Annotated in this window: 16 protein-coding genes; 12 read left to right on the top strand and 4 right to left on the bottom strand. The window is 48.8% G+C overall.

The window, feature by feature from the left end; translation table 11 throughout:
* Positions 1-22: 22 nt before the first annotated feature.
* The gene (rsmF, locus tag J3L11_RS06865; RefSeq protein WP_207570570.1) at positions 23-1,432 is read right to left on the bottom strand and encodes a 16S rRNA (cytosine(1407)-C(5))-methyltransferase RsmF; all 1,410 of its coding nucleotides are present in this window, start codon (positions 1,430-1,432) and stop codon (positions 23-25) included.
* A gap of 70 nt (positions 1,433-1,502) precedes the next feature.
* Here rsmF and J3L11_RS06860 point away from each other — a divergent pair, with 70 nt between their 5' ends.
* Positions 1,503-2,729, top strand: a complete 1,227-nt coding sequence (locus J3L11_RS06860) for a nucleoside recognition domain-containing protein (RefSeq protein ID WP_207570569.1) — start codon at positions 1,503-1,505, stop codon at positions 2,727-2,729.
* Positions 2,730-2,768: 39 nt separating this feature from the next.
* On the opposite strand, the gene J3L11_RS06855 is transcribed toward J3L11_RS06860, so the two are convergent.
* Genes J3L11_RS06855 through J3L11_RS06845 form a run of 3 tightly spaced genes read right to left on the bottom strand, consistent with a single transcriptional unit; the run spans position 2,769 to position 6,649 of the window.
* Entirely contained in the window at positions 2,769-5,387 is a 2,619-nt protein-coding gene (locus J3L11_RS06855) for an MlaD family protein (RefSeq protein ID WP_207570568.1), read from the bottom strand.
* Positions 5,374-6,003 carry a paraquat-inducible protein A gene (locus J3L11_RS06850; protein ID WP_189616121.1) on the bottom strand — a complete coding sequence of 210 codons (630 nt, stop codon included), beginning with the start codon at positions 6,001-6,003 and terminating at the stop codon, positions 5,374-5,376. Before J3L11_RS06850 ends, J3L11_RS06855 begins: the two co-directional genes overlap by 14 nt.
* Positions 5,990-6,649, bottom strand: coding sequence for a paraquat-inducible protein A (locus tag J3L11_RS06845; protein ID WP_207570567.1), 660 nt, complete (start codon positions 6,647-6,649; stop codon positions 5,990-5,992). Before J3L11_RS06845 ends, J3L11_RS06850 begins: the two co-directional genes overlap by 14 nt.
* A 155-nt stretch (positions 6,650-6,804) precedes the next feature.
* On the opposite strand from J3L11_RS06845, the gene J3L11_RS06840 reads away from it, so the two are divergent.
* The 11 genes from J3L11_RS06840 to J3L11_RS06790 all read left to right on the top strand — a co-directional run bounded on the left by J3L11_RS06840 (position 6,805) and on the right by J3L11_RS06790 (position 25,888).
* On the top strand, positions 6,805-7,089 hold the full coding sequence (locus J3L11_RS06840; RefSeq protein ID WP_133039115.1) for a YebG family protein: 285 nt from the start codon (positions 6,805-6,807) through the stop codon (positions 7,087-7,089).
* A gap of 14 nt (positions 7,090-7,103) precedes the next feature.
* The gene (locus J3L11_RS06835; protein WP_189616125.1) at positions 7,104-7,562 is read left to right on the top strand and encodes a GAF domain-containing protein; all 459 of its coding nucleotides are present in this window, start codon (positions 7,104-7,106) and stop codon (positions 7,560-7,562) included.
* A 224-nt stretch (positions 7,563-7,786) separates the two neighbouring features.
* Complete coding sequence (gene proQ, locus J3L11_RS06830) at positions 7,787-8,458, top strand: RNA chaperone ProQ (protein ID WP_189616127.1); 672 nt, start codon at positions 7,787-7,789, stop codon at positions 8,456-8,458.
* Positions 8,459-8,496: 38 nt separating this feature from the next.
* Positions 8,497-10,566: a carboxy terminal-processing peptidase gene (gene prc / locus J3L11_RS06825; RefSeq protein WP_207570566.1), complete on the top strand. Its 2,070-nt coding sequence runs from the start codon at positions 8,497-8,499 to the stop codon at positions 10,564-10,566.
* A 115-nt stretch (positions 10,567-10,681) separates the two neighbouring features.
* Positions 10,682-13,255, top strand: coding sequence for an aminopeptidase N (pepN, locus tag J3L11_RS06820; protein ID WP_207570565.1), 2,574 nt, complete (start codon positions 10,682-10,684; stop codon positions 13,253-13,255).
* 24 nt (positions 13,256-13,279) lie between these two features.
* Complete coding sequence (locus J3L11_RS06815) at positions 13,280-13,495, top strand: DUF2835 domain-containing protein (RefSeq protein ID WP_133039120.1); 216 nt, start codon at positions 13,280-13,282, stop codon at positions 13,493-13,495.
* 480 nt (positions 13,496-13,975) lie between these two features.
* The gene (locus tag J3L11_RS06810; RefSeq protein WP_207570564.1) at positions 13,976-16,015 is read left to right on the top strand and encodes a DUF1302 domain-containing protein; all 2,040 of its coding nucleotides are present in this window, start codon (positions 13,976-13,978) and stop codon (positions 16,013-16,015) included.
* 14 nt (positions 16,016-16,029) lie between these two features.
* The gene (locus tag J3L11_RS06805) at positions 16,030-17,391 is read left to right on the top strand and encodes a DUF1329 domain-containing protein (RefSeq protein ID WP_133039122.1); all 1,362 of its coding nucleotides are present in this window, start codon (positions 16,030-16,032) and stop codon (positions 17,389-17,391) included.
* Positions 17,392-17,438: 47 nt separating this feature from the next.
* The gene (locus J3L11_RS06800) at positions 17,439-18,458 is read left to right on the top strand and encodes a YCF48-related protein (protein ID WP_189616135.1); all 1,020 of its coding nucleotides are present in this window, start codon (positions 17,439-17,441) and stop codon (positions 18,456-18,458) included.
* Between the two features lie 12 nt (positions 18,459-18,470).
* Positions 18,471-20,789 carry an efflux RND transporter permease subunit gene (locus J3L11_RS06795; RefSeq protein WP_207570563.1) on the top strand — a complete coding sequence of 773 codons (2,319 nt, stop codon included), beginning with the start codon at positions 18,471-18,473 and terminating at the stop codon, positions 20,787-20,789.
* Between the two features lie 251 nt (positions 20,790-21,040).
* Complete coding sequence (locus J3L11_RS06790) at positions 21,041-25,888, top strand: NAD-glutamate dehydrogenase (RefSeq protein ID WP_207570562.1); 4,848 nt, start codon at positions 21,041-21,043, stop codon at positions 25,886-25,888.
* The last annotated feature ends 4 nt before the right edge of the window (positions 25,889-25,892 follow it).

Here is a 25,892-nt window from a genome sequence, read left to right as displayed (position 1 = left end):
AATAAATATGCCTCGTCATTTATTACGTACTACTGATATTGTCCCGAACCAGAACTCTTGGTAGTTGATTTTTAAGCTTGTTACCTAAGTGTTTGGCTAGACCTAATACTTGCTGTTGCCATAGCAGGACTCGTTCTCCCTGAGCCTTTGTTGTGGTCGCTAGGGTGATATCGCGTCCCATCATATATTGTTCCGCTTGTGCAGCATCTACCGTAATTGCCAATGTAGCGTCGATATCAAGCGCCATCACTGCTTCGTGCTGCAGTTTAATCCCATGTTTTTCTAGGGTTGCGATTTTAACGCCGATGCGTTGGAAGCGTACCTGTCCGATCAGCGTGACAAAACCTTCAGGAAACAGCCAGAACTCGCCATCTCGAACCCAAAGCCGTTCTTTGGGAAGCATTACGCCAATGATGTTCGCTACTTCATCACTGAGTTGCTGATATTGTTTGTGAGTTATGCGCTCAAAAGGAAAATTCTGCTGCAGTTTCGGCGGTTCTTGTCGGCGAGAAATAGACGCTGTTTTACGTATCCTTGCGACAAAAAAGCCCTCACTATCATATACCTGTGGCCAGATATGTAGAAAACCTTCATCTGTGGCTGTGCGCTCGGCTCCCTCGAATAAATTTGCCAGCGATTCAAACACAACCGCGTCGGTAAAAGTTTGTTTGAGGTGGTGACAGACTTTCTGGTTTTCGGTGCTATTAAGCGTACAGGTAGAGTAAACCAATACTCCCCCCGGCTTTAGTGCTAGAAACGCAGATTCAATGAGATCGCGTTGTGTGGCGGCAATGCTCTGAATTTCGTCTGCATCCCAATTTTTCAGTGCTAGTGCATCTTTACGGATGGTGCCTTCACCACTGCAGGGGGCATCCAGCAAAATTGCGTCAAACGTTTCATATAAAAACTCACCAAAGATCCTGGCGTCAAAATGTGTCAAGGCCGTGTTACTGACCCCCATGCGCAGGATATTGGCATGTAAGGCTTTAATGCGGCTGGAGGAATATTCATTGCTGACAAGCAAACCGCGATTATGCATCATGGCGGCAATCTGAGTAGTCTTTGAGCCGGGCGCAGACGCCATATCTAATACCGTTGCCATCGCAGTGTCATAGTGCAAAGCCATTGGTGGCAACATGGAGCTGGCTTCCTGCAGGTAGAATAGTCCTTGCAGGTGTTCCACGGTATTGCCGGGTTGTACTGGCTCCGGCACGGTAAACCAAAAACCATCGGGACACCAAGGAATAGGTTCAAACTGCCAGCCTTTGCTCTGCATCCGTGCGAGGAAACTGTCACTGTCGATTTTGAGAGTATTGACTCGCAGTGAAGGGCGCAGCGGTTTATCGCAGGAGGCAATAAAATCTTCCAACGATAGCGTTGGTGGTAATTCTTGCGCGATACAGTTGATAAAATTCTGATTTAATTGAACCATAACACTTAAAGCGGTTTTCTTTTCGGCGCGGCATTATAGCATGCAGTGCGGCTAAAATTGGGGTGGATTTGTGTTGAATCGGGTCTGGAGCCTGTTTTTTGTAGTAGCGCTGCTGGCTATTGTGCTGCAGTGCCTTACAGGTCACACCGCAGTGGTTAGCGAAGCCGTTACCGCCATGTTCGACAGCGCCAGTCTGGCGGCCCAGATTGCACTGGGCTTGATCGGCGTGTTGACCTTGTGGATGGGGCTGATGCGGGTTGGCGAAAAAGCAGGCGTGGTGACGGCGATTGCCTGGGTAGTGGAACCGTTATTGCGTAAGCTGATGCCGGAAGTTCCCAAAGGCCATCCGGCGTTTGGCAGTGTGACCATGAATCTTACCGCCAATATGTTAGGACTGGATAATGCCGCGACACCGCTGGGATTGAAAGCGATGCAGGATCTGCAAAGCCTCAACTCAGATAAGCAGACTGCCAGCAATGCTCAAATCCTGTTTTTGGTGCTTAATACCTCCTCGGTTACCTTGGTACCTGTGACGGTGTTTCTTTACCGGGCCCAACAAGGTGCGGCTGCACCGGCAGAGATTTTTTTGCCCATTTTACTGGCGACTTTAGGGTCTACGCTGGCGGGGTTGTTGATGGTAGCCTTGGTGCAGCGCTTACCGTTATGGAACCTTACTGTTGCTGCCTACGGTGTGGTTATTTTAGGGACGGTTTCCGCTGCAGTAGGGTGGTTGTTACATCAAAGTGCCGAGACAATTGGCGCGGTTTCCACCACGGTTGGTAATGGCGTGTTGTTGTCCTTGGTGTTTCTGTTTGTGTTGGTTGCCAGTATCCGCAAAGTTGCCGTATATGACGAATTTATTGAAGGCGCCAAATCGGGTTTTGAACAGGCAATTCGGCTGATCCCTTTTCTGCTGGCGATGTTATTGGCAATCGCCTTGCTGCGAGCATCCGGGGCGCTAGATTACTTGCTGCATGTTATCGCCTCGATAGTGCAGTGGTTGGGTTTTGATAGCCGTTTTGTTGATGCTTTACCGACAGCGTTGATGAAGCCGTTCAGCGGTTCAGGGGCGCGAGCCATGATGCTGGAAACCATGTCACATTACGGTGTCGATTCCTTTGCCGGCCGTTTGGCCGCGATATTCCAAGGAAGCACTGAAACAACTTTTTATGTTTTAGCGGTTTATTTCGGTTCCGTAGGGATCCGTCATGGTCGGCATGCCTTGGCTTGTGGTCTGTTTGCGGATTTTGCCGGCATTATCAGCGCCATTGCGGTGTGTTACTGGTTTTATGGTTAAAATAGAGCAGAGGCATCCATGATGCCTCTGCCTGATAAACTATTCACTTAGTTGTGGTCGCCATTGCAGCCAGTCAGCATCGGCTTTATCGTACACCGGTAAGGTTTGACTGGCATTGAGCGGCGCTGCCTGTTGGTTATTCAACTCAGTTACCACGCCAATACCACCTGCCAGAATGGTTTCCAGTGACCCTGTTTCTATCTGAGTGCCTGAAAACAGTCCCAAATCCACTTTGATGCCAGAAAGGTCGTAAAAACGACTGCTCTGATTCAATAAATGGCGATAACGCGCTGCAATACTGGCATTGAGCAATACTTCGTCGCCATTATCTTTAAGTCGATAATCAATTATTTGGCCTATCTGAATGCCACGGAAGAAAATACCCGTGCCATTTTTCACCGACCCGAGCGTATTACGACTTAGCAAAAGATGCAGTGCATCTTTTGCCATGTAATCATCGGTTAACCTAGGCACGGTGAATTGGGTGCTGTTATCGCTGGCATTGCCTGGAGTTGCCGCAATGAACGCGCCGGTCAGTAATGCTTCAGGATGCTCCACCCCTTTTAATGTTACCTGTGCCTGTTGCAGCTGGTACTGGCTATCCCGTTTGAGAAATGGCGCGGCATATTTGCCATAAAGATAGGCCTTGGCATCCAGATGCTTTAAATCGGCATTCAGCACCACCTGGGTAACTTCACCAATCTGGGTGCCCTGATAACGGATTGCTGCGCCAGTTCTTAGTGAACTATCAGCCGGTAATAGGAGGCTGATGGCTTGTGCTTGACTGCGTGCCAACGATTCTGAGTGGTATAGCCGTTGGCTATCGACTTTATGGCCATCTAGCTTGGCCAAGGCAATGCTGCCTTTTAGGACGCCGTTAAGGGGCGCCATTTGCAATTTCACGCCGGTGAGGCTGGCATCTACCGCCAAAGCCGGATTTTGCCAAAACACAATGTTCTTTTTCAGGAGTGGGGCAAACGTGCTGTCAATTGCCAATGTGACAGTAAACCGGTCTGCGGTTGCCTGCCAGTCCACGGCGGTCACTGTGCCAACCTGCATCTTTTTGTAGTACACCGGGGAGCCCGTTGTCACAGATGCTGCATCGTCACTGTACAGCGTCCACTTGATCTTATGTCCCTGCTGGTAAAAGGCATCGGCTTTGCTTGCGGAAGCGAATAGGGCAATCGGGTTAGCGGTATTTAGCGCTTTTTTATTCAGGCTATGACGCAAACTCACCACACCTTTGGTCAGTGTAGTGAGATCGCCGCTTTTAACTTCAACCCCGTCCAGAGACGCTTTAATGTCCAGTGGTGCTTCGGCAATGAAATCACTACCTGCAGTAAGTAGTGCCTTAAATTCTGGAAAAATTTCTGCCTGATATAACACCGCAGAAAAATCGTCCGCCAGCCTAACTTGGGTAATTTTGCCAATACTGACCTGACGGTAGCGAATGTCAGCGCCGCTGCTGATCCCAGGGTTTTCGGCTGCCGTTAAGGTAAGCATTATGGGTGTTTCACGCTCCAGCCTAGGGGCTGTATTTGCTAGAGGATATTGCGCTAACGGACTACCGTTGCCGGGCAAAAACTGAATTACATCGCCGCTCACCAGCCTACCAGCATGTTTAAATCCATTTAACGAAATATCCGCGCCTTCACGCCAGAATTTAGCATCGCTACCGAGTAGTTCGGCATAGGGTGCATCCAGTCGGGTGTGAATGGATACCGATTGAGACTCTGCTACGACATTTTCTACTTCACCGATCGTGACTCCGCGATATATCACATCCGTTCCGCGTTTAATGCCATCCGCATCTTTTGCAGTAAGTACAAAACGCACGCCGCCATTGGCTTCCTGCTGGCTGGCATACAATTTGTAGCCTTGGTTAGCTTCTGCTGCAGGTGAAGAAACTGGAGAACTGAAGTTAATCCCTCCAGCAATCAATGAGGCGAGACTGGCGGTATTCACTTTGATGCCGGAGAGCGAAGCATCAATCTGTACCCCGGATACATTCCAGAAGTGCGAGTCTTTGCGCACTAAAGTCGCATATTGTTTCTCAATGTAAGCTTTCAATAACACCTTGTGTTGTGGGTCAAGGCGGTAGCTGACGACTTCACCAACGGGAATTTGCCGATAAAACACTGGTGAGCCTACATCTAGTGAGCCTAATTTTTCGGCACTGAGTTCGATGACCAAACCATCGCTTCCAGGTAACACAGGCGGGGCTTCTTGCTCTGCCTCAAAATGGTCACGAAAATCACCATCACCGGGTAACAGCCCGATGTAGTTACCGGAAAACAGCGCATCTAGGCCTTCCACCCCGGTAATGCTGGCTTTGGGAGTTACTAACCAAAACTTGCTGTTTGCCCGTAGTAACGGCTCGGCGCGGTAGTCCATCAATAAGTCAACATTCACGCCCTTCAGTTCATCGTCAATGGATACATCCACAACCTTGCCGACATTAAGCCCTTGATAACGAACTAATGTTTTACCCACATCTATCCCAGTGGCACTCGGGAAATGAATTCGGACATCTATGCCTGATTCTCGAATACTTTTGACTCCGAGCCATGCTCCCAGCGCTAGGGCGACTATTGGTAATAGCCACACCGGGGAGAATAATTTCTTACGCACCACTTTGGGTTGTTCAATTTGCGTCATCTTGCTGTTCCAACTGATCCCATAGCAGACGAGTGTCCAGCACTTTGGCTGACACCTGGGTAAACAAAATCACCAGTGCAAATGCCGTTGCTGCTGGTGCCGGCTTGGCATCCAGCAACTGGCCCATATTCACCAGTGCCACCGTAAGCGAAATAACAAACAGATCAAGCATCGACCAGCGGCCGATCCATTCGATCAAGTGAAATCCCAGCATCAGTTTCTTCTTGGAAAATTTTAGATTGAAACTGATTGCCGACAAATAGATACCCAGACCGATAATCTTCAGCCAAGGCACGAGAATACTTGCCGTAAACACAATAACAGCTATAGGTAACATATCGGAATGCACTAGGCGCAGGATCCCAGAGAAAATGGTGTCGTGAGTCACACGACCACTCTTCGTCAACGTTGTAATGGGGTATAGATTGGCGGGGACCAACAAAATAGCGGCTGTAATCAACAGTGCCCAACTACGTTGCAAGCTGTTGTAATCACGCAACTGCAGTTTAGCGCCACACCGAAGACAACAGCTTTCAGTAGTGTTATTAATCTGACCACAATCGTCGCAGCGACACAGCCCCAGATCCTTGCCCTGTACACTGTTATTCGCCTTCATTGAGGTAACTCCACATATGCTCCAGCTTGTATTCTCTTAGCATAAACAGCACTACCAAGAACAACATAGTAAAGCAGAAGGTGCCCATTCCGAAATAGACATCGGCGAAATCAGACAGTTGGAACGAGGTTACCAGAAAACTGATGACATAAATTTCCAGCATGGACATCTGTGGCAACAGTTGATGATAACGCAGTAACAGCACAAAGAATTTTCGGCCACTATTAAAACGGTAGAGCCGATTCTTGATGATCACCATTTGAGCCAGCACTGAGCTGATGAGTAACCCCGGGCCGACAACAGCCCCTATAAGTACCGCCAGTGCTACAACCCAATAGCCTTGTTCGGCCACCGCCAGCGCGCCCTGCCACACTGTGGTAGTCCGAACGCTACCGATAAAATGCATTTCTAATACCGGCAGTAGCATCGCCGGTATATACAGGATCAGCGCCGCAATACACATTGCTAGCACGCCATCAACTGCGCAGTAAGGAGTGTCATATAGCGGTGTCTGACAACGGGGGCAAATGGCTCTCACACCCGAAGGCAGCGCGCGGCGACTAACGGCCAGATCGCAGGCACGGCATAAAATCACCGAACAATCAGGGCTCAGCCGTTCATCATTTGAGTCAGACAGAGAAGACATACTTCTCCGGGTATCTGTGCGCATAAAGTTAAGGTTATCGGTTGTCAGCACCAAGTTTACTGACGCGATGTTAGCAGATACTGCGAAGTTCTTGCATCTTCGAGCGTAAATATGTCACTCTAAATACTGTATGTTTACACAGTGTGAGGAAGATCATGGCGGTTATTACCCAGTTTGTTGTGGTCAGAGAAGGGGTGGAAAAGATGACGTTTACCTCCAAGAAGGAAGCCGATGCATATGACAGAATGCTGGACATTGCCGACAACCTAATACCCTTTATTCAGGCAAGTGAAGCAAGCATAGATGATGGAGCAGCAGAAAAGCTTGCTTTTTACATGGCGTCAAATAAAGATACGCTGGCCGCGCTGCTGAAAGGTAGCCCGGCAACCGCAGCCCCCATCGTAAAAACGCCTAAAAAGAAAGCATCTGCTGATGCTTAATCCAGGAATCGAAAATGAAACCTCAGTTGTACAACACCCTTAATCGTCAAGCCGCCGCATTGCTCGATGGCGAAACAGACTTGATCGCGGGGATGGCGAATTTCTCTGCATTGCTCAATGAACATCTGCAGCATCTGAACTGGGTCGGTTTTTATCTAGTAAAAGGTGAACAGTTGGTATTGGGACCATTCCAGGGCAAAGTTGCCTGTAACCGCATTCCAGTTGGCAAAGGTGTGTGTGGCACCGCAGTTGCTCAAAACAGTACCCAGCGCGTGGCAGACGTGCACCAGTTCGACGGGCATATTGCTTGCGATTCAGCGAGTAATTCGGAAATTGTGGTGCCAGTACGGCAAAATGGTAAAGTGATAGCGGTATTGGATATTGATAGTCCACTACTGGCACGTTTTGATGCAGAGGATCAAGCCGGGCTGGAAACGCTGGTGGCTACCTTAGAAAGCTGCCTGTTTGCTTAAAAGCCGTTCGATTTTGTGCATTTGATAGTCGCATTCGGTGCGGCTCGGCTTATAATAGGCCCCTTGAGCGCGCAGCCTTGGCAATCGTGTCTCACAATTGTTAAGGTTAACGAATCCTTTGGTAATTACTGAAGGCATGCTAATTTTTAGGTTATCCTCCGGGATAAAAAGAACTAACGACCGGGCCAGCGCTGTCTGTGTCCCCTGTAATTCGTGGAAGTAATATGGAATCAACAGAAAAGTTGACCGACACCAATGCCATTCTGGCGTATTTATATGAAACCTTTCCTTTATGTTTTATCGCTGAAGGTGAAGCCAAACCCTTAAAAATAGGATTATTCCAGGATTTGGCAGAACGGTTGGCCAACGATTCCAGAGTCAGTAAAACCCAGCTGCGGGTCGCTCTGCGGCGTTATACCAATAGCTGGCGTTATCTGAAGTCACTCAAGGAAGGTGCACAACGGGTGGATCTGGACGGTAAGCCCTGTGGCGAACTGGAACAAGAACATATCGAACATGCGCGTGCCATTCTGAAGGATAGTCAGGAAAAAGCGAAAGCTCGTCGTGCTGAAGTGGCTAAAGCGGAAGGCCAGAACACTGCTGATGAGAAGCCATCCAAGCCTGCTAAAACCAAAGCGTACCGTAAACCACGCGTTGATACCGATAGCAAAAAAGTTGCTATTCCTAAGGCGGCCACTCGTACCCCAGCGCCACAGCCTACAGTTAAGCTTACACCTGCCACCTTGTCCAAGTTGAACCTAGGGCAACGGGTTAATGTCAAACTCGGGGTTAATCCGGTTGCTGGCATTATCCAGAATATCAATAAAGATGATATTCATGTGCAGTTGGATTCTGGGTTGACTGTTAAGGTTCATGCAGAACATATTCTGCTTTAGTGCCGAAATCCAAGTAAAGATAAAGGAGTAACTTGCTGATGCGAAAGATTATTATAGCAGCGTCACTGGCCAGTATGCTGTTGGGAAACACGGCGCTTGCTATATCACCGACAATTCCGGTCAGCGAGTTACCTGATCTCCATCAGGAGCCGCAACATCAGGTTACCAGTAAGCGGGTGGCGGGGTTGTTCACCCGTTCTCACTATCACCGTATTGAATTGGATGACGCGTTCTCCAAGAAGATCTTTGATCGATTTCTGGAGCAACTTGATTATCGGCGTAATGTGCTGTTACAAAGTGATGTCGATAGCCTTCAGCCCTATGCGACTCAGTTCGACGATATGATTAAAACCGGTGAACTGGAACCTGCATATAAGATGTTTCATCTGGTGCAGCAACGCAGCTACGAGCGTTTTGCCTATGCGCTGAGTTTGTTGGACAAAGACAAGCCGATGAATTTCGATGTGCCTGGTGATAAGTACGTATTTGACCGTAAAGATGCTGCTTGGCCGAAAACGGAAGCCGAATTAAATGAGTTATGGCGCCAGCGAGTGAAATATGACGCCCTCAGTTTGAAGCTAACCGGTAAAACCTGGCCAGAGACAGTGGATATTCTGCAAAAGCGCTACAACAACGCGATTAAGCGGATGAAGCAGACCAATAGCGAAGATGTGTTTCAGGGCGTCATGAATGCGTTTGCCCGCAGTATTGAGCCGCACACCAGCTATTTGTCTCCACGTAATGCTGAACGTTTTGAGATGGAGATGAATCTCAGCCTCGAAGGTATCGGCGCCGTGTTACAGATGGAAGATGATTACACTATCATTAAAAGCTTAGTCGCAGGTGGTCCAGCGGCCCTTAGCGGCAAACTTGCGGTTGATGACAAGATTGTGGGCGTCGGCCAGGAAAATGGTGAAATGGTCGATGTCATCGGATGGCGTCTTGATGATGTGGTTGAGCTGATTAAAGGCCCCAAGGGCAGTAAAGTAACCTTGCAGGTATTGCCCAAGAAAGGTGGCTCTAACGCTAAGCCGTTCATTGTGACCATGACCCGTGACAAGATCCGTCTAGAAGATCGGGCCGCCACCTCCAAAGTGATTGTGCCTGAACAAGGGCCCTATGCTCACCGTAAAGTAGGGGTGATAACGGTCCCCGGTTTTTACATGAACCTGTCAAACGACGTGGCTAATGAGTTACAAAAACTGCAGGCTGACAAGGTCGAAGGTATCGTTATTGACTTACGCGGTAACGGTGGTGGCGCATTGACAGAAGCCACACTGATGACCGGATTATTTATTGATCAAGGGCCGGTGGTACAGATCCGTGATGCCAGTGGTCGCATCAGTGAAAACAGTGATAATGATGGTAAGACATATTATGCCGGTCCGCTGACGCTGTTGGTTGACCGATATTCTGCATCCGCTTCAGAGATTTTTGCTGCCGCATTGCAAGACTATGGCCGGGCGCTGATTGTGGGTGAATCCACTTTTGGTAAAGGTACTGTGCAGCAACACAAGGGCTTAGGCCGGATTTACGATATGTACGATAAGCCAATCGGCCACGTACAGTACACTATTGCCAAGTTTTACCGTATAAACGGTGGCAGTACGCAACGTAAAGGTGTAACACCGGATATTCTATTCCCGAGTGCCTTGGACGCGGGTGAATATGGCGAGTCTGAGGAAGATAATGCCTTGCCATGGGATCAGGTTCCGCCAGCAAACTATCAGCCGCTCAACGAAATTACTAAGCCGCTGATTGCCAGCTTGGAACAGCGCCATGAGCAACGTGTAAAAAATAGTGTTGAATTCAGCTATATCATGGATGACATCAAGGAGTTCAAGAAGCATCACAAAGAAAAGAGTGTCTCACTGGTAGAAAGTGTACGCCTGAAAGACCGTGAAGACGAAGATGCCAGAGCTCTGGCGCGTCTGAATGAACGGCGTCAGGTGCATGGCCTACCAGCGCTGAAATCTCTGGAAGATGAAGATAATGTCAGTGAGGCAGAGAAAAAGATTGCCGAGCCAGACGCCTTCCTCAACGAAGCCGTGGATATCACGCTGGATATGGTGGATTACGATAAAACCGCCAATAATCGGCTTCATTGATTTCTGTGAGAGAAAAAACGCGCTGATAGCGCGTTTTTTCTTCATTCAGCGTTAAGCTGAATACTCAGTACTAACATCATTTGTTTCATTCATTTTGTCGTCAAGGTCTGCTCTTATGTCTCAAAATGTCAATCAGCCCGCCAGCAAACGCCTGGCCGATTATCAACCGCCTTTGTTCTTAATCCCAGAATTATCGTTATCATTCAGGTTAATCCCCGACGCGACAATAGTGACGGCTACCAGCCAAGTGCGGCGTAACGGTGATCATCAGCAGCCTTTGGTGCTGGATGGCGAAGAATTAGATTTGCTGAGTGCCAAGGTAAACGGTGAACCTGTGGCGGTGACACAATTGCCTGGAAAACTGCAATTGGAGACGCACCTAAATGAGTTTGAACTGACACTGGTAACGCGCATCAACCCCCAGGGTAACTCCAGCCTTGAAGGGCTTTATATGTCTGATGGTGCTTACTGCACCCAGTGTGAAGCCGAAGGCTTCCGTCGCATTACTTACTTTCTCGACCGCCCAGATGTGCTGGCCAAATACAGTGTGCGCATTGAAGCGCCGCAATCCTTTAAGTATCTATTGAGCAACGGTAACAAAGTTGACAGCGGGGAACTGGCCGATGGCTGGCATTTCGCGTGCTGGCAAGATCCGTTCCCCAAGCCTTGCTACCTGTTTGCGCTGGTTGCCGGAGATATGGACCTGCTGCAAGACAGTTTTCGCACAGCAAGTGGCCGCGAAGTGAAGCTGCAGGTATTTGTCGATAAAGGCAATCTGCATAAAGCTCACCACGCCATGGCATCATTGAAGAAAGCGATGGCCTGGGATGAGCGTCGCTTTGGACTGGAATATGACCTCGATATCTACATGATTGTTGCCGTAGACTTTTTCAACATGGGGGCGATGGAAAACAAAGGCCTGAATATTTTCAATACCAAATATGTTCTGGCGGATCGCGAGAGTGCTACCGACGATGACTTCCACGGTATTGAGTCAGTCATTGGTCATGAATATTTCCATAACTGGACTGGCGATAGAGTCACTTGCCGCGATTGGTTCCAATTGAGCTTGAAAGAAGGGCTGACTGTATTCCGTGATCAGGAGTTCAGCTCCGACGTAGGTTCTCGTCCGGTAAATCGCATTCATGCGATCAAGGTCATCAAAAACCAGCAATTTGCCGAAGACGCGGGGCCGATGTCGCATCCCATTCGGCCGGAAGAAGTGATTGAAATGAATAACTTCTATACCGTGACGGTTTACAACAAAGGCGCCGAAGTCATCCGTATGATGCACACCTTGCTTGGTGAAGCTGGATTTCAGGCGGGCATGAAACTCTATTTCGAACGGCATGACGGACAAGCGGTAACGTGTGATGATTTTGTGCAGGCGATGCAGGATGCCAGCGGTAAAGATCTGACACAATTCCGCCGTTGGTACAGCCAGGCAGGCACACCACAAGTTGACGTGGACGATAGCTATGACGCACAGACGGGGAGTTATCGATTAACGCTGCGACAGCATACGCCACAGCGGGCAGGTGAAGCCGCAAAATTGCCACTGCATATTCCGTTTAGTGTCGAATTGCTGGATGCTCAGGGTCAATCACTGGCTAATCAAGTGCTGGACTTTACTGAAAGTGAACAGACTTTTGAGTTTCAGGAACTTCCCGCCGCAGTGATCCCTTCTTTATTGCAGGATTTCTCGGCACCAGTGCGTTTGTCATATGACTTCACCATTGAACAACTGCTGGTGCTCATGGCCAGTGCCAGCAGTGAAGTGGCACGCTGGGACGCGTCAGTCACACTGTTTAGTCGCGCAGTGTGGGACAACGTTAGTCGGTTACAGCGGCAGCAGAGCATGCTGCTTGATAATCGAGTGATTGATGCGTTCCGTGGCGTTATTTTGAGTGCTGAGCTCGATCATGCGTTGGCTGCGGAAATCTTGAAGATGCCTTCTGTGGCTACGCTGATGGAACAAGTCACGCAAGTGGATTTGGATGCGTTGCTGTGTGCCCGTGACTATGTCATAGATGCTATCGCCACAGCTTGTGAAGACGAAGCGCTGGCGCGTTATCAGGTGTTGCATGGGGTTGATGACGCAGGCAGTCGTGCATTTGCCAACGCTTTATTAGTGTTGTTAGCCCGTGGCGCCGATGGCCATGAAGCGCTGCTGCAGCAACAGTTTGCCCAAGCTAATAACATGACAGCAGCACTGGGCGCACTGAGTGCTGCGGTTGAAGGTAACAGTGATTGCCGCGACGCTTTACTTGATGCTTTTGAACAGCGTTGGCAGCAGACACCATTAGTCATGGACAAATGGTTCTCCTTGCAGGCAAATATCAATGCCCCAGAGGTGTTGCAACGGTTGCAAAAGTTACAGCAGCATTCGGCATTCAGCATGGGGAATCCCAACCGTGTCCGCTCTTTATTGGGCACATTTGCGGCGGCCAATATCGCCCAATTCCATCGTGCAGATGGGGCGGGTTACCGCTTCATGACGGATATTATCAAGCAACTCAACGGCAGCAATCCACAAGTGGCTGCTCGGATAATCACACCGTTGATCCAGTTTGGTAAACTGGACGCGGGTAGGCAGCAACTGCTTAAGCAATGCTTGCACCAATTACTGGAATTGCCTGCGTTGTCACGTGATCTCTACGAAAAAGTCAGTAAGGCATTACAGGCTTGAAATGCCTGTAAGAAGGGATAAACAATGGAGTTCTATTTCCGACTTAATTTGAGCTTTGAAGAGTTTAAGCCATATTACCAAGGCATGGCAGAAGCTGTTCAAGTGCGGGATATCCATGGCAAGATCCTGCAGATAAACGGCCGTCATTTTAGGCAATTTCTTAGCGCCGATGGGATCCACGGTCAGTTTAAGCTGGTTGTTGATAGACAAGGAAATTTTCAATCCATTACACGGATATAATACTGTTTTACAGTGTGTTAAGCCCTGAGCGATGATCTCGGGGCTTTTTTTTGTGTAATTTGCACAGAGACTCGGCTGTTATACGTCAATATTTTTCACAAATACCGTATATTTTTCAGTCATAATTAAGCGTTACCTTACGTAAAGGTTAATTTTATTTATAAGTTAAAAAATATAGAGTAAAAGCTTAAAACGTTTGAATGAGTACCAGTATTATTGTTGTGGGTTTGCACATTTTTTAATCCTTTGAATATCATCCGGTTATATGTATTTTTAAGTTGTCAGACCAATTTACATTCAGTCATTTCAAAAATTTCCTCGTTGTTTTACACATAAAAATCACTTAAGTGCCCAAAAAGTCTAATATTTTGTGACTTGCTAGGCGCCGTTAATTGTTGTAACTCTAATGTTACCTGCCGGCTAACTAGATGTTGGTTCTCAATCTTAAACAACGCAACCGGTAGGGATGGAGAAGCTAACATGACGATGAAAACAACGTTCAAAAAGTCGGTGGTCACATTGGGGGTGATATCGGCACTGAACCTAGGGCTACTATCTTCAGCAGCAGCCGTGTCCTTTAATTGGGGCGAAGTCGAGGGTTCATTTGATTCAACCTGGACCTTGGGTGCCAGTTGGCGGGTTGCGGGTCGCGACTGGGATGGCCAGATCGGTAAAGTGAATCAACCGCAGTTTGATTGGCGCGGATATTCAGCATTTGGCGATACTCGCTACACTGCCGCCGAAATCTGGGCTCAGCCTGGGTCATATTCCAGCAACAATGACATGAGCAACCTGCTGTATGCCAAGGGAGACACTACCTCAGAGATCTTCAAAGGCTTGCACGAGTTACAGTTGAAATACCGTAACTATGGGGTGTTTGCCCGAGGTATGTATTTTTATGATCGTAAACTCAATAACGGCGATTTTGGTTACACCAATCCGCTAACAGGCAAGGAATATGATCCTTGCGCCGATAATCGTGCCAGTGAAGTGCAGTGTAAGGATATCCGACTGCTGGATGCCTTTGTGTACGCAAACTTTGAACTGAACGATGGCAAAAATCCACTGGCAGTTCGCATCGGCCAACAGGTGGTTTCCTGGGGGGAGAGCACGCTGATATCGCACGGTATTGCCGAAATAAATCCTGTGGACTTGAATATTTTGTATGTACCAGGTGCAGAGCTGAAAGAGGCTTTCAGGCCTCAGGGGATGATTTGGGCGTCATTAGGTGTCACTGAAAATCTATCGTTGGAAGCGTTTTATCAATACGATTGGGAGCCGATCTGGGTACCTGCTCCCGGTTCGATTTTTGCGACCAATGATTTTGTTGGCTATGGCGGTTATTCGCAGAACGCGCAATTAGGGTTTAATGCTAATCCTGATATCAATCTCGATTTCGTCGAGCAGGAATATAGCTATCTTGCCAACCTTATTGCCAGCGGTGCCCCCGTATCTGCGGCAACACTGGCACAGATGGCACTGGCTTATCCAACGAAAGTCACCTTGGTACAAGATGAAGCTAAACCCAGTGATAGCGGCCAGTATGGTATTAAGGTCAATTATTACGCACCAGAGCTGGGTGAAACCGAATTCGGTTTTTACTTCATGAATTACCACAGCCGTAGGCCACTTATCAGTGGTACGGCGGCCAATTTTACCACTTCGGCACTGATGAGTGATTTAGCTGTATTGGGGCAGAATGCTGGTCAGATAAACCGTCAGCTGTTGCTGAGTTTGCAGAGTTTCTCTAAAGCACAGGTGGTTTACCCTGAAGATATCAAGCTTTATGGATTCAGCTTTAATACCTTGGTAGGTGACACCTCGGTGGCGGGCGAAATCGCTTATCGCAAAGATGAACCGTTGCAGATTGACGATGTGGAGTTGCTGTTTGCGGGAATGCCACAGCAGTTGGCCAATGCTGGACTTCGGCCTGATCTCAATGGCATTTCACAGATGGACACTGTGGCACCCGGGGAAACTGTTGATGGTTTTATCCGCCGCGATACCACTCAGGCGCAGGTGACATTAACCCATCTGTTTGGCCCAACACTGGGCTTTGACAATCTCACCATGTTGGCCGAGGTGGGCGGTGTCTGGATTGGTAATATGCCAGGCTTTAATGAGCTACGTCTCAATGGCCCAGGCACCAGTCGTAGTGGTGGCAATCCTGATATGCCCGGAATAATTCAGGCGCTGCAAGATGGGCCAGAGACCAATCCGTTCCCTACTGCCTTTGCTTGGGGTTACCGTTTGGTGGCGAAAGCCGATCTGAACAACCTGTATGCCGGGATCAACGCTTCGCCTAGAATCGTGTTTTCGCACGATGTTAACGGGATAACACCAGATCCGCTGTTTTTGTTTACCGAAGGGCGTAAATCGGTGGCATTAGGGATCAGTTTTGATTACCAGAGCCGTTGGGGGGCAGATCTGTCTTACAACAACTTCTTTGGTGGCGTGGGAACCACCAATGCCATGGCTGATCGCGATTATATTTCGTTCAGCATTAAGTACTCGCTGTAAAGAGGACAATAACGATGAAAGCTATGACACAACTGACAGCGGTTGTCATCATGATGCTGGGGAGCAGCGTGCAGGCACAAGTGTCCGAAACCGAGGCCGCCAGATTAGGCAAGGATTTAACGCCCTTAGGCGCTCAGATGGCGGGCAATCAAGACGGCTCGATTCCTGCTTGGACCGGAGGCATTACCAAACCGCCAGCAGGTTATCAAAAAGGTATGCATCATCCGGATCCATTCCCAGATGACAAGCCATTATACACAGTCACCAGCGCCAATTTAGCTCAATACAAGTCGTTGTTGAGTCCTGGACAGCAGAAACTGTTTGAACTGTATCCCGATAGTTTCAAGATGCACGTATATCAGACCCGTAGAACCGCATCGGTGCCCCAATATATCTATGATGCGACTCGCGCTAATGCTACATCAGCGGTGTTAGTGGCAGGGGGAAACGGTGTTGACGGTGCCGCGAAAGGGATCCCATTTCCTATTCCAGCCAATGGCTTGGAAGCCATATGGAACCATATTCTTAGGTTTCGCGGGGTCGATATTGCCACCCATCGCGGGCAGGCCGCACCTACAGCTTCTGGTGACTACACACTGGTAGAAATGGAGGAAGAAATTCGTTTTGAATATTCCCGCCCGGAAGAAACCCTGGAGCAGTTACGTAAAGATAACTTGATCTTCAGTTTCAAACAGGTTGTTACACAACCTGCGCGTCTGGCTGGGACTGCGTTGTTGGTTAAAGAAACCATGGATCAGGAAAAAGAACCCAGACAGGCGTGGACCTATAACACCGGACAGCGACGGGTACGTAAGGCCCCAAATGTGGCATTTGATACACCCGGAACCGTGTCTGATGGGTTACGTACCACCGATGACTTTGACATGTTTAACGGCTCGCCTTCACGTTACAACTGGGAGTTGCTAGGTAAGCAAGAGCTATTGATCCCTTATAACGACTACCGGTTGCATTCTGATAAATTGCAGTACAGTGACATTCTCAAGAAAGGTCATATCAATCCGGATGTGGTGCGTTATGAGAAACATCGGGTGTGGGTAGTCAAAGCGACTCTGAAAGAGGGGATGCGCCATATCTACAAGACCCGGGTATTTTATCTTGACGAAGACTCTTGGCAGATCTCTGTCGCAGATCTGTATGACAATCGCGATGAGTTATACCGGGTAGTACAAGCGCACGGGCTCAACTATTACGAAGTGCCGGTGCAGTGGAGTACCTTGGAGGTCTATCACGATCTGCAGTCACGCCGTTATCTGGCGTTGGGACTGGATAACCAGTCTCCGATGTATGATTTCGATGCCAAACTTACAGAAGCTAACTTCACCCCAGCGTCATTGCGCCGGGACGGGATACGTTAATTGTTAACTATGGGGCAGCAGGCTGCCCCTTCATTTAAGGCGACAAGATGAAGTTCTGCGTGTTGTTTTGCAGTGTTATCTGCGGCTTGCCGCTGATTGCTAGCGCGACCCCAAACGAACAGGGACAGCAGGCAATCACCAGTCAGTTACAGCCGCTGGCGTCAAAAGCGTTGGTGCTGGATATCAAAAATGCCGGTAATACGCTAGTGGCGGTAGGAGAACGGGGTCACATACTCCGATTAGCGGCAACCGGAAATTGGCAACAGGTATTAACTCCCAGTCGTAATCTGCTTACCCGCGTCACCTTTGTGGATGCTGTTAACGGCTGGGCAGTAGGACATGATGCCACCGTTATGCACAGTGACGATGCTGGGGCTACTTGGCAATTGCAGTATCGTTCGGAAGAATTAGCCCGCCCGTTAATGGATGTTTATTTTCATGATGCGCAGCAGGGATTGGCTGTTGGTGCCTACGGCCTGTTTTTGCGCACCCAAGATGGTGGTAAACATTGGCAGCGGGAATTTCATGACGAGCTGCTGAACGCAGATGATGCACAGTATCTGCAACAACTGAAAACGGATGATCCTCAAGCTTATCAACAGGAATCAGACTCTATACTGCCGCATTTTAATCGCTTATTACCGCTGAGTGATGGTCGATTGCTATTGGTGGGGGAAATGGGGCTAGTGGCCGTGAGCAACGATATGGGAGTTCATTGGCAACGGTTAATGTTTCCTTATGAAGGATCGCTATTTGCAGCAAAAGAATACAACGGGAAAGTCTATGTTGGTGGCCTGCGGGGCAACCTGTTTGCCAGTGATTTGTCATTACAGTCGTGGCAGTCCATTACATTGCCACAGAAGACGACCATCAATGGCATAACCCAAGTTGCTGGTCAACTATGGCTGGTCGGCAATAGTGGTGTGATTATCCGTCTGGATGCAGATAATCAGGCGCAACTGGTGCGGCAATTGAAAGGGGAAAATCTGCTGGCTTTGGCGGTCGCTCCTAAGGGTGGGCTGTGGCTTGCCGGGACTAAAGGCCTACAACCTATAACATTAGAATAACGGGTGTGGTATATGCTGGAAAAACTGGTTAACGGCCTTGAAAGCTTCCTGTTTCGTCATCGTCTCTGGGTGTTGCTGTTTTTTGCATGTTGTACTGCCGCATTAGGCTGGCAAGCGAGCCAACTGCGTATGGATGCCGCTTTTGTCAAAAATATTCCGCTGGCGCATCCTTACATGCAAACTTATCTCAAACATCAACAGCAGTTTGGTGGTGCTAATTCGATCATGGTAGCGGTGGAAGACCGCAGCGGTGACATTTTCAATCCCGAGTTCTTTAAAGCACTCAAAGAAGTACATGATCAGCTGTTTTTTATTCCAGGTGTTGATCGCTCACAAGTGAAGTCACTGTATTCCCCCTCAACCCGTTTTACCGAAGTGGTTGAAGACGGCTTTACCGGTGGACCGGTGATCCCGGCAGATTTCAGCACGTCACCAGCAGGGCTGCAAAAGGTTAAGGAAAATATTGAAAAGGCTGGGATTGTCGGCAGATTGGTAGCCAACGATTATTCCGCGGCAATGATCAGTGCGCAATTGCTAGATTTTGATCCGCAGACCGGGGCCCCTCTCGATACGCTGGCATTCGCAGATAAGCTGGAACAGCAACTGCGAGACAAATATCAAACACCGCAAATTCGCATCCATATTATCGGTTTTGCCAAAATGGCTGGTGATGTAGCGGAAGGCGCACGAGGTGTGTTGTTGTTTTTTGTGATTGCACTGTTGGTGACTGCCGCCATGGTGTATCTATTCAGCCGTTCAGTATTGCTAACGGTGCTACCGTTAACCTGCAGTTTGGTGGCGGTGGTGTGGCAGCTTGGACTATTAAATCTTATTGGCTTTGGGCTCGATCCCATGTCGATTCTGGTGCCTTTTCTGGTATTTGCCATTGGTGTCAGTCACGGTGTGCAGATGATCAACGCTATCCGCCAACGGGTAAGCGCTGGCATGACCAGCAAACAGGCGGCTGCGGCGGCGTTTCGGGCATTGTTGGTGCCTGGGGGCGTTGCGTTATTGTCTGACACTGTTGGTTTTATGACATTGCTGACCATCGACATCGGCATTATTCGAGAATTGGCTATCTCTGCATCGCTCGGTGTTGGCGTTATTATTCTGACCAATCTAGTGTTGCTACCGTTGGTGATCTCTTTTGTGACACTACGAACGGCACCGACGACCAGCGCTGTGTCTCCGGCCAAAGTCTGGCAGCGTTTAGCGGGATTTGCGTCACCGCGATACGCATGGCTGATTATTTTGTTGACGGTGGCACTCTACGGTTTTGGTCTGACTCAAGCCAGCCGTATGCAGATAGGGGATTTGCAACGTGGTGCGCCAGCGTTACACGAATCTTCCCGTTACAATCAGGATACTTTTTTCATCACCGACCATTTTGCCATCACTACTGATGTGATGAGTGTGATTGTTGAAGCTTTCCCAGAAGCCTGTACCTACCACGATGTATTACAACGCATCGATGATTTTGAGTGGTATGCCCGTAATACCCCTGGCGTGGAGTTTACAGCCAGCATCAGCTCCGTGGCGCGGCAGGTTAATGCGGGGTTTAACGAGGGTAATCCCCGCTGGTTAATGTTGCCACGCAATCCTGCCAGCTTGGCGCAACTGGTGTCACAGATCCCCACTACCAGCGGTTTGCTTGATGGCAACTGTTCGGTGATGCCAGTGTATCTGTTCCTGCAGGATCACAAAGCACAAACCATTGATGGTGTTGTCGCCAAGGTAAAGCAGTTAGCGGCCGATATGGATACCGACAAGGTTAAGTTCAAATTGGCGTCGGGTCCAGTGGGGGTGATGGCAGCCACCAATGAAGCCGTGGCTGCGGCGCAACTCCCGATGATGCTATACGTCTATGGTGCCGTGTTTATATTGTGTCTACTGAGTTTCCGTTCGCTCAGGGCCACCTTAGCGGTGATCATTCCGCTATATGTGGTATCTACCTTAGCGCAGGCATTGATGACACGGCTCAATATTGGCCTAACGGTAAGCACCTTACCGGTGATTGCTTTAGGGGTTGGTATCGGTGTGGATTATGGTATTTACATCCTATCGATCATGGCGCAAAAGTTGCGCGAAGGTATGCCGGTACAGCAGGCGTATCTGGATGCGTTGTGTGAACGTGGCAACGCCGTGATCTTCACGGGTCTGACCTTGGCTGTGGGGGTTAGTACCTGGTTCTTTTCGGCGCTTAAATTCCAGATGGATATGGGCATATTGCTGACATTCATGTTTCTGGTAAATATGCTTGGTGCCATTATTATTCTACCCGCATTAGCGGCGATTTTCTGGCCTAAACGCAAGCTCGGCAGCGGACAATAGTGACTGTCGATAACACCCATATTGCATAGTTTTTCAGCTTTTGCAGATATTTGGTCAAAACGCCGTCGATAGTATGGTCGACGGTTGGCTAACTGCTTTATATCACACTAAAATTTTCCTCGAAATGCGATGTGTTTAGTAATAAACTGCGGGCCACGACCTGGGTCACATTTTTTGGGTGGTTCAGGGTATTCGTCGAAGCATCCAATTACAAAAAAAGCGCTGCCATAGACGCTTAAGGAAATATTACCATGGCTTTGAAAGACTCAATGCCTTCAGTATTACTGGAGAATGTAGTTCACCTCATTCATTCCAAGGTTCCCAAAGCCCAGGCTCGTCAGGTAGAGCAGTTTGCTACTTGCCTTTATGCCCATATGTCGAAGGATGACTTGCTCGTCCGCAACGACAGTGATCTTTACGGAGCCATTCTGAGCCTTTGGAATTCTCTCTCTAACACTTCAGTAGGTCAGACTCACCTAAAAGTTTTCAACCCGACGCAAGCCAAGCACGGCTGGCAGTCTTCTCATACCATCATTGAAATTGTCCAGCCCGATATGCCGTTCTTAGTCGATTCGCTGGGCATGGCGCTAAAGCGCCTAGGCATCACTTCCCATATGATGTTGCATACCCCGCTGGCAATAGAGCGTGAAAACGGCCAGATTTCTGCGGTGACCCGGGTTAAGGGTAGCCGTGACGACAGCGACAAGGTGGCAGTATTTCTAATCGAGATTGACCGTCAGAGCAGTGATAAAGATATCCACCAGCTAGAAAAAGAGATAGATGCAGTGCTGAACGATGTTGCTGCAGCTGTTGACGACTGGCAGTCGATGACGGCAAAGCTCGATAGTATTATCAAGGAACTTCCGCAACGGCCATTCCCCGGTGATGCCAAAGAACTCGAAGAAGCGGTGAGTTACCTCAGCTATCTCAACGATCATCATTTTACCTTACTCGGTTACCGTTATTACGATCTGCGTCGTGTCGCCGGAGACGTAGAATTGGTACCGGATGTTGGTAGCAGCTTGGGGTTGATGAGAAAACCGGGCAAAGAGCAGCCTGAACATGGATTGATGTTGTCATCATTCTCTGAAACCGCTCGTCGTGAAGCCTTAAGCAGTTCGTTGCTGGTGTTGACCAAAGGTTCATCCAAGAGCCGAGTTCATCGTCCGGCGTATGTGGATTATATCGGCATCAAGCGCTTTGATAAGCAAGGCAATGTGGTAGGCGAAGATCGTTTTGTCGGCTTATATGCCTCTAACGTTTACAACCGCAGCCCTCGCTCCATTCCGCTGTTGGCCGAAAAGGTCCAGCGCATTATGGATCTTTCCGGGCTGGGGCCTCGTTCCCATGACTATAAAACCTTGCTGAACATTCTGGAAAACCTTCCGCGTGATGAGATCATTCAGGCAACCGTTGAAGAGTTGTCTCATGTGGCTCACGGTGTTCTGGAGATGCAGGATCGCGACAAACTTAAACTGTTTGTGCGCAAAGATGCTTTTGGGCGTTTTCTGTCTTGCTTGGTATATGTTGCCAAAGACCGATATAACACCAAACTCAGACAAGATACTCAGCGTATTCTCGCCGAAACTTTTAACAGTAATGAAGAAGTGGAATTCACCACTTATTTCTCCGAATCCTCTTTGTGCAGGACCCATTACATTGTGAAAGTCGACAACAACAATGATGTGGATGTAGACGTGGCTGCTATTGAAAACAACCTGATTGAAGCCGCCCGTTCCTGGGACGACAAACTTTCAACTGCACTGAACAACGCGATTGGTGAAGAGCAGGGTAACCGTTACTTTAAGCGTTATGATTCAGCCTTCCCGCAGAGTTACAAAAGTGATGTATTGCCTACCTCTGCGGTAGTCGATATTCGGCAGTTGGAAGCATTGGATGATGAACACAAGCTTGGCATGTTGTTTTATCAGCCGCAGGAAGCTGAACTGAAAAGTAACACAGTGCGGCTGAAGCTGTTCCATAAGGACGAACCGATCCCGTTGTCAGATGTACTGCCAATGCTAGAAAACTTTGGCTTACGGGTGATCAACGAACGTCCTTATGAAGTCGCTACTACCGATAGCAAGACCTTCTGGATCCTTGACTTCCTGATGACGGTACAGCGTTCAGCATCGGAAGATCTGACCGATAGTCAGGATCGTTTCCAGAATGCGCTGTCGTCGGTATGGCAGAAGAAACTCGAAGATGATGGCTTTAACCGCTTGGTGTTAGCCACTGGTTTATCGGGCCGCGAAGTTTCGATACTACGTGCTTATGCCAAATATATGCGTCAGATAGACGCGACTTTCAGCCAGGCATACATTGAAGAGACATTTAGCCGTTATCCGCAGATTGCTGATTCACTGGTGAAAATGTTCATCCGCAAATTTAATCCTAAACTGAAGACCCGAACCACTGGTAAGTTTGAAGAGCAAATCAGTCTGCGTTTGGAAGATGTTGCCAGCCTAGATGATGACCGCATTATTCGTCGTTATTTGGCGCTGATAAATGCCACTGTGCGGACTAACTTCTACCAGTTAGATGCAGCCGGTGAAGCCAAGGATTATATCTCCTTTAAGTTCGCACCGGATCAGATCCCGGAAATGCCAAAGCCGTTGCCTAAGTACGAAATTTTCGTCTATAGCCCACGGGTGGAAGGGGTGCATCTGCGTGGTGGCCGTGTGGCACGCGGTGGCTTGCGCTGGTCAGACCGTCGCGAAGACTTCCGTACTGAAGTATTGGGATTGGTAAAAGCGCAACAGGTGAAGAACACCGTTATCGTGCCGGTTGGGGCTAAAGGTGGCTTTGTCTGCAAACAGATGCCGGCAGATGGTGGTCGTGAAGCGGTATTCCAAGAAGGGCAAGAATGCTACCGGATCTTTATCCGTGGTTTGCTGGATATTACCGATAATATCGTCAATAAAGAGATCGTGCCGCCAGTTGATGTGGTGCGTCATGATGATGATGACCCATACTTGGTTGTGGCCGCCGATAAAGGCACTGCCACTTTCTCCGATATTGCCAACGCCATTTCGGTTGAATACAACTTCTGGCTTGGTGACGCGTTTGCATCCGGTGGTTCTAACGGTTATGACCATAAAAAGATGGGCATTACCGCCAAGGGCGCTTGGGAATCAGTCAAACGTCATTTCCGCGAAGTTGGGATCGATTGTCAGACCACTGATTTCACCTGCGTAGGTATTGGCGATATGGCTGGCGACGTGTTTGGTAACGGTATGTTGTTATCAGAACATATTCGCTTGCAGGCTGCGTTCAACCATATGCATATCTTTATCGATCCCAATCCTGATGCCGCTAAGAGCTTTGTCGAACGGCAACGGTTGTTCGACCTGCCGCGTTCAACTTGGGACGACTACAATCGCAAGTTAATCTCCAAAGGTGGCGGTATTTTCCTGCGCAGTGCTAAAGCAATTACTCTGACGCCGGAAATGAAAACCATGCTGGCAACAGACAAGTCGTCCATGACACCCAACGAGCTGATTAAAGAGCTGTTGAAGATGCCGGTAGATTTGTTGTGGAACGGTGGTATCGGTACTTATGTTAAGTCCAGCCGTGAAACTAACGCGGAAGTGGGGGATCGTGCTAACGATGCCTTGCGCGTCAACGGCAGTGACATTCGCGCCAAGATTATCGGTGAAGGTGGCAACCTAGGTTGTACCCAACTTGGCCGTATTGAATATGCGGCTAACGGTGGTCGCATGAACACTGACTTTGTCGATAACGTTGGTGGCGTCGATTGTTCAGACAACGAAGTTAACATCAAGATCCTGCTTAACAGCCTAGTGGCGGAAGGGGATCTGACGGTGAAGCAACGTAACAGTTTGCTTGAGCAGATGACTGACGAAGTCGCTGATATTGTGATTCAGGATTGCGAACAGCAGACTCGTACCTTGTCAGTGATCCAAGTGCATGCTGCTGAACAGTTGAAAGAGCATATTCGCTTTATCCATTATCTTGAAAAAGAAGGCAAACTGGACCGTGCATTGGAGTTCCTGCCATCCGAAGAGGAACTGACAGAGCGTCTGGCTAATAACCGGGGTTTAACACGCCCAGAACTGTCGGTGCTGGTGGCTTATAGCAAGATGCTACTGAAAGAACAGCTTGTCACACCAGAAGTTACGGATGATCCATGGTTGAGCCAACTGCTGGTAGACTATTTCCCGCACAAGTTGCAGAAACTGTATGCCGACAAGATGAGCATGCATCCGTTACGGGGTGAAATCATTGCGACCTCTTTGGCCAACGAACTGGTCAATGAAATGGGAATGAATTTTATCCAGCGTATGCAGGATGAGACAGGTGCCTCAGTTGCTGAAGCGACCATTTGTTACTCTATGGCGAGAGAAATATTCGGTATCGGTGAATTAATTCAGGCTATCGATGATTTGAATGGCGTTGTTCCCGCCGTGGTGCAGAGTGAAATGCTGCATCAGTTGCGTCGCAATATGCGTCGTTCAACCCGTTGGTTGTTGCGTAATCGCAATCGCAATCTGAATATTGAGCAGACCGTCGCTTTCTTTAAACCGGTGTTTAATGATCTGCGCGATAATATTCAGCATTACCTGCAAGAGAGTGAATGGCAGGGCATTGCCGATGATATTGCGGCACTGGAAAGGGAAGCAGTTCCAGCTGCTGTCGCAGGCCTGGTTGGTAAGATGAGCACGCTGTTCTGTGCCCTAGATATTGCACAGATAGCCCAGCAGCAGGATAAGGCGATAGCGCTGGTGGCCGAGACTTACTATAAACTCGGTGCCCGTATCGAATTACACTGGTTCTTGGAGCAGATTAACGCACAGCCCGCATCTAACCATTGGCAGGTGTTGGCGCGAGCAGCATTCCGGGAAGATCTGGATTGGCAGCAGCGTTCGTTGAGTTCTGTGGTGTTGCGCAGTTGCGCGGCTGAATGTGATGCAGAAGCGGTGATTGCACAGTGGATTGAAGCTCATCAGTTGTTGTTGGAACGCTGGTTCCTGATGCTAGCTGACTTCAAGACTTCAGGTGTTCACGAATTTGCTAAGTTCTCAGTAGCGTTACGCGAACTCAACCTGCTGATATTGCATTGTGAAGGGCATGGTTAACACA

Origin of the sequence: Shewanella sp. 4t3-1-2LB, assembly GCF_017368415.1 — a bacterium.
In the GTDB taxonomy this organism is placed as follows: Bacteria; Pseudomonadota; Gammaproteobacteria; order Enterobacterales; family Shewanellaceae; genus Shewanella; species Shewanella fodinae.
This window is presented reverse-complemented; position numbering and strand designations above follow the sequence as displayed.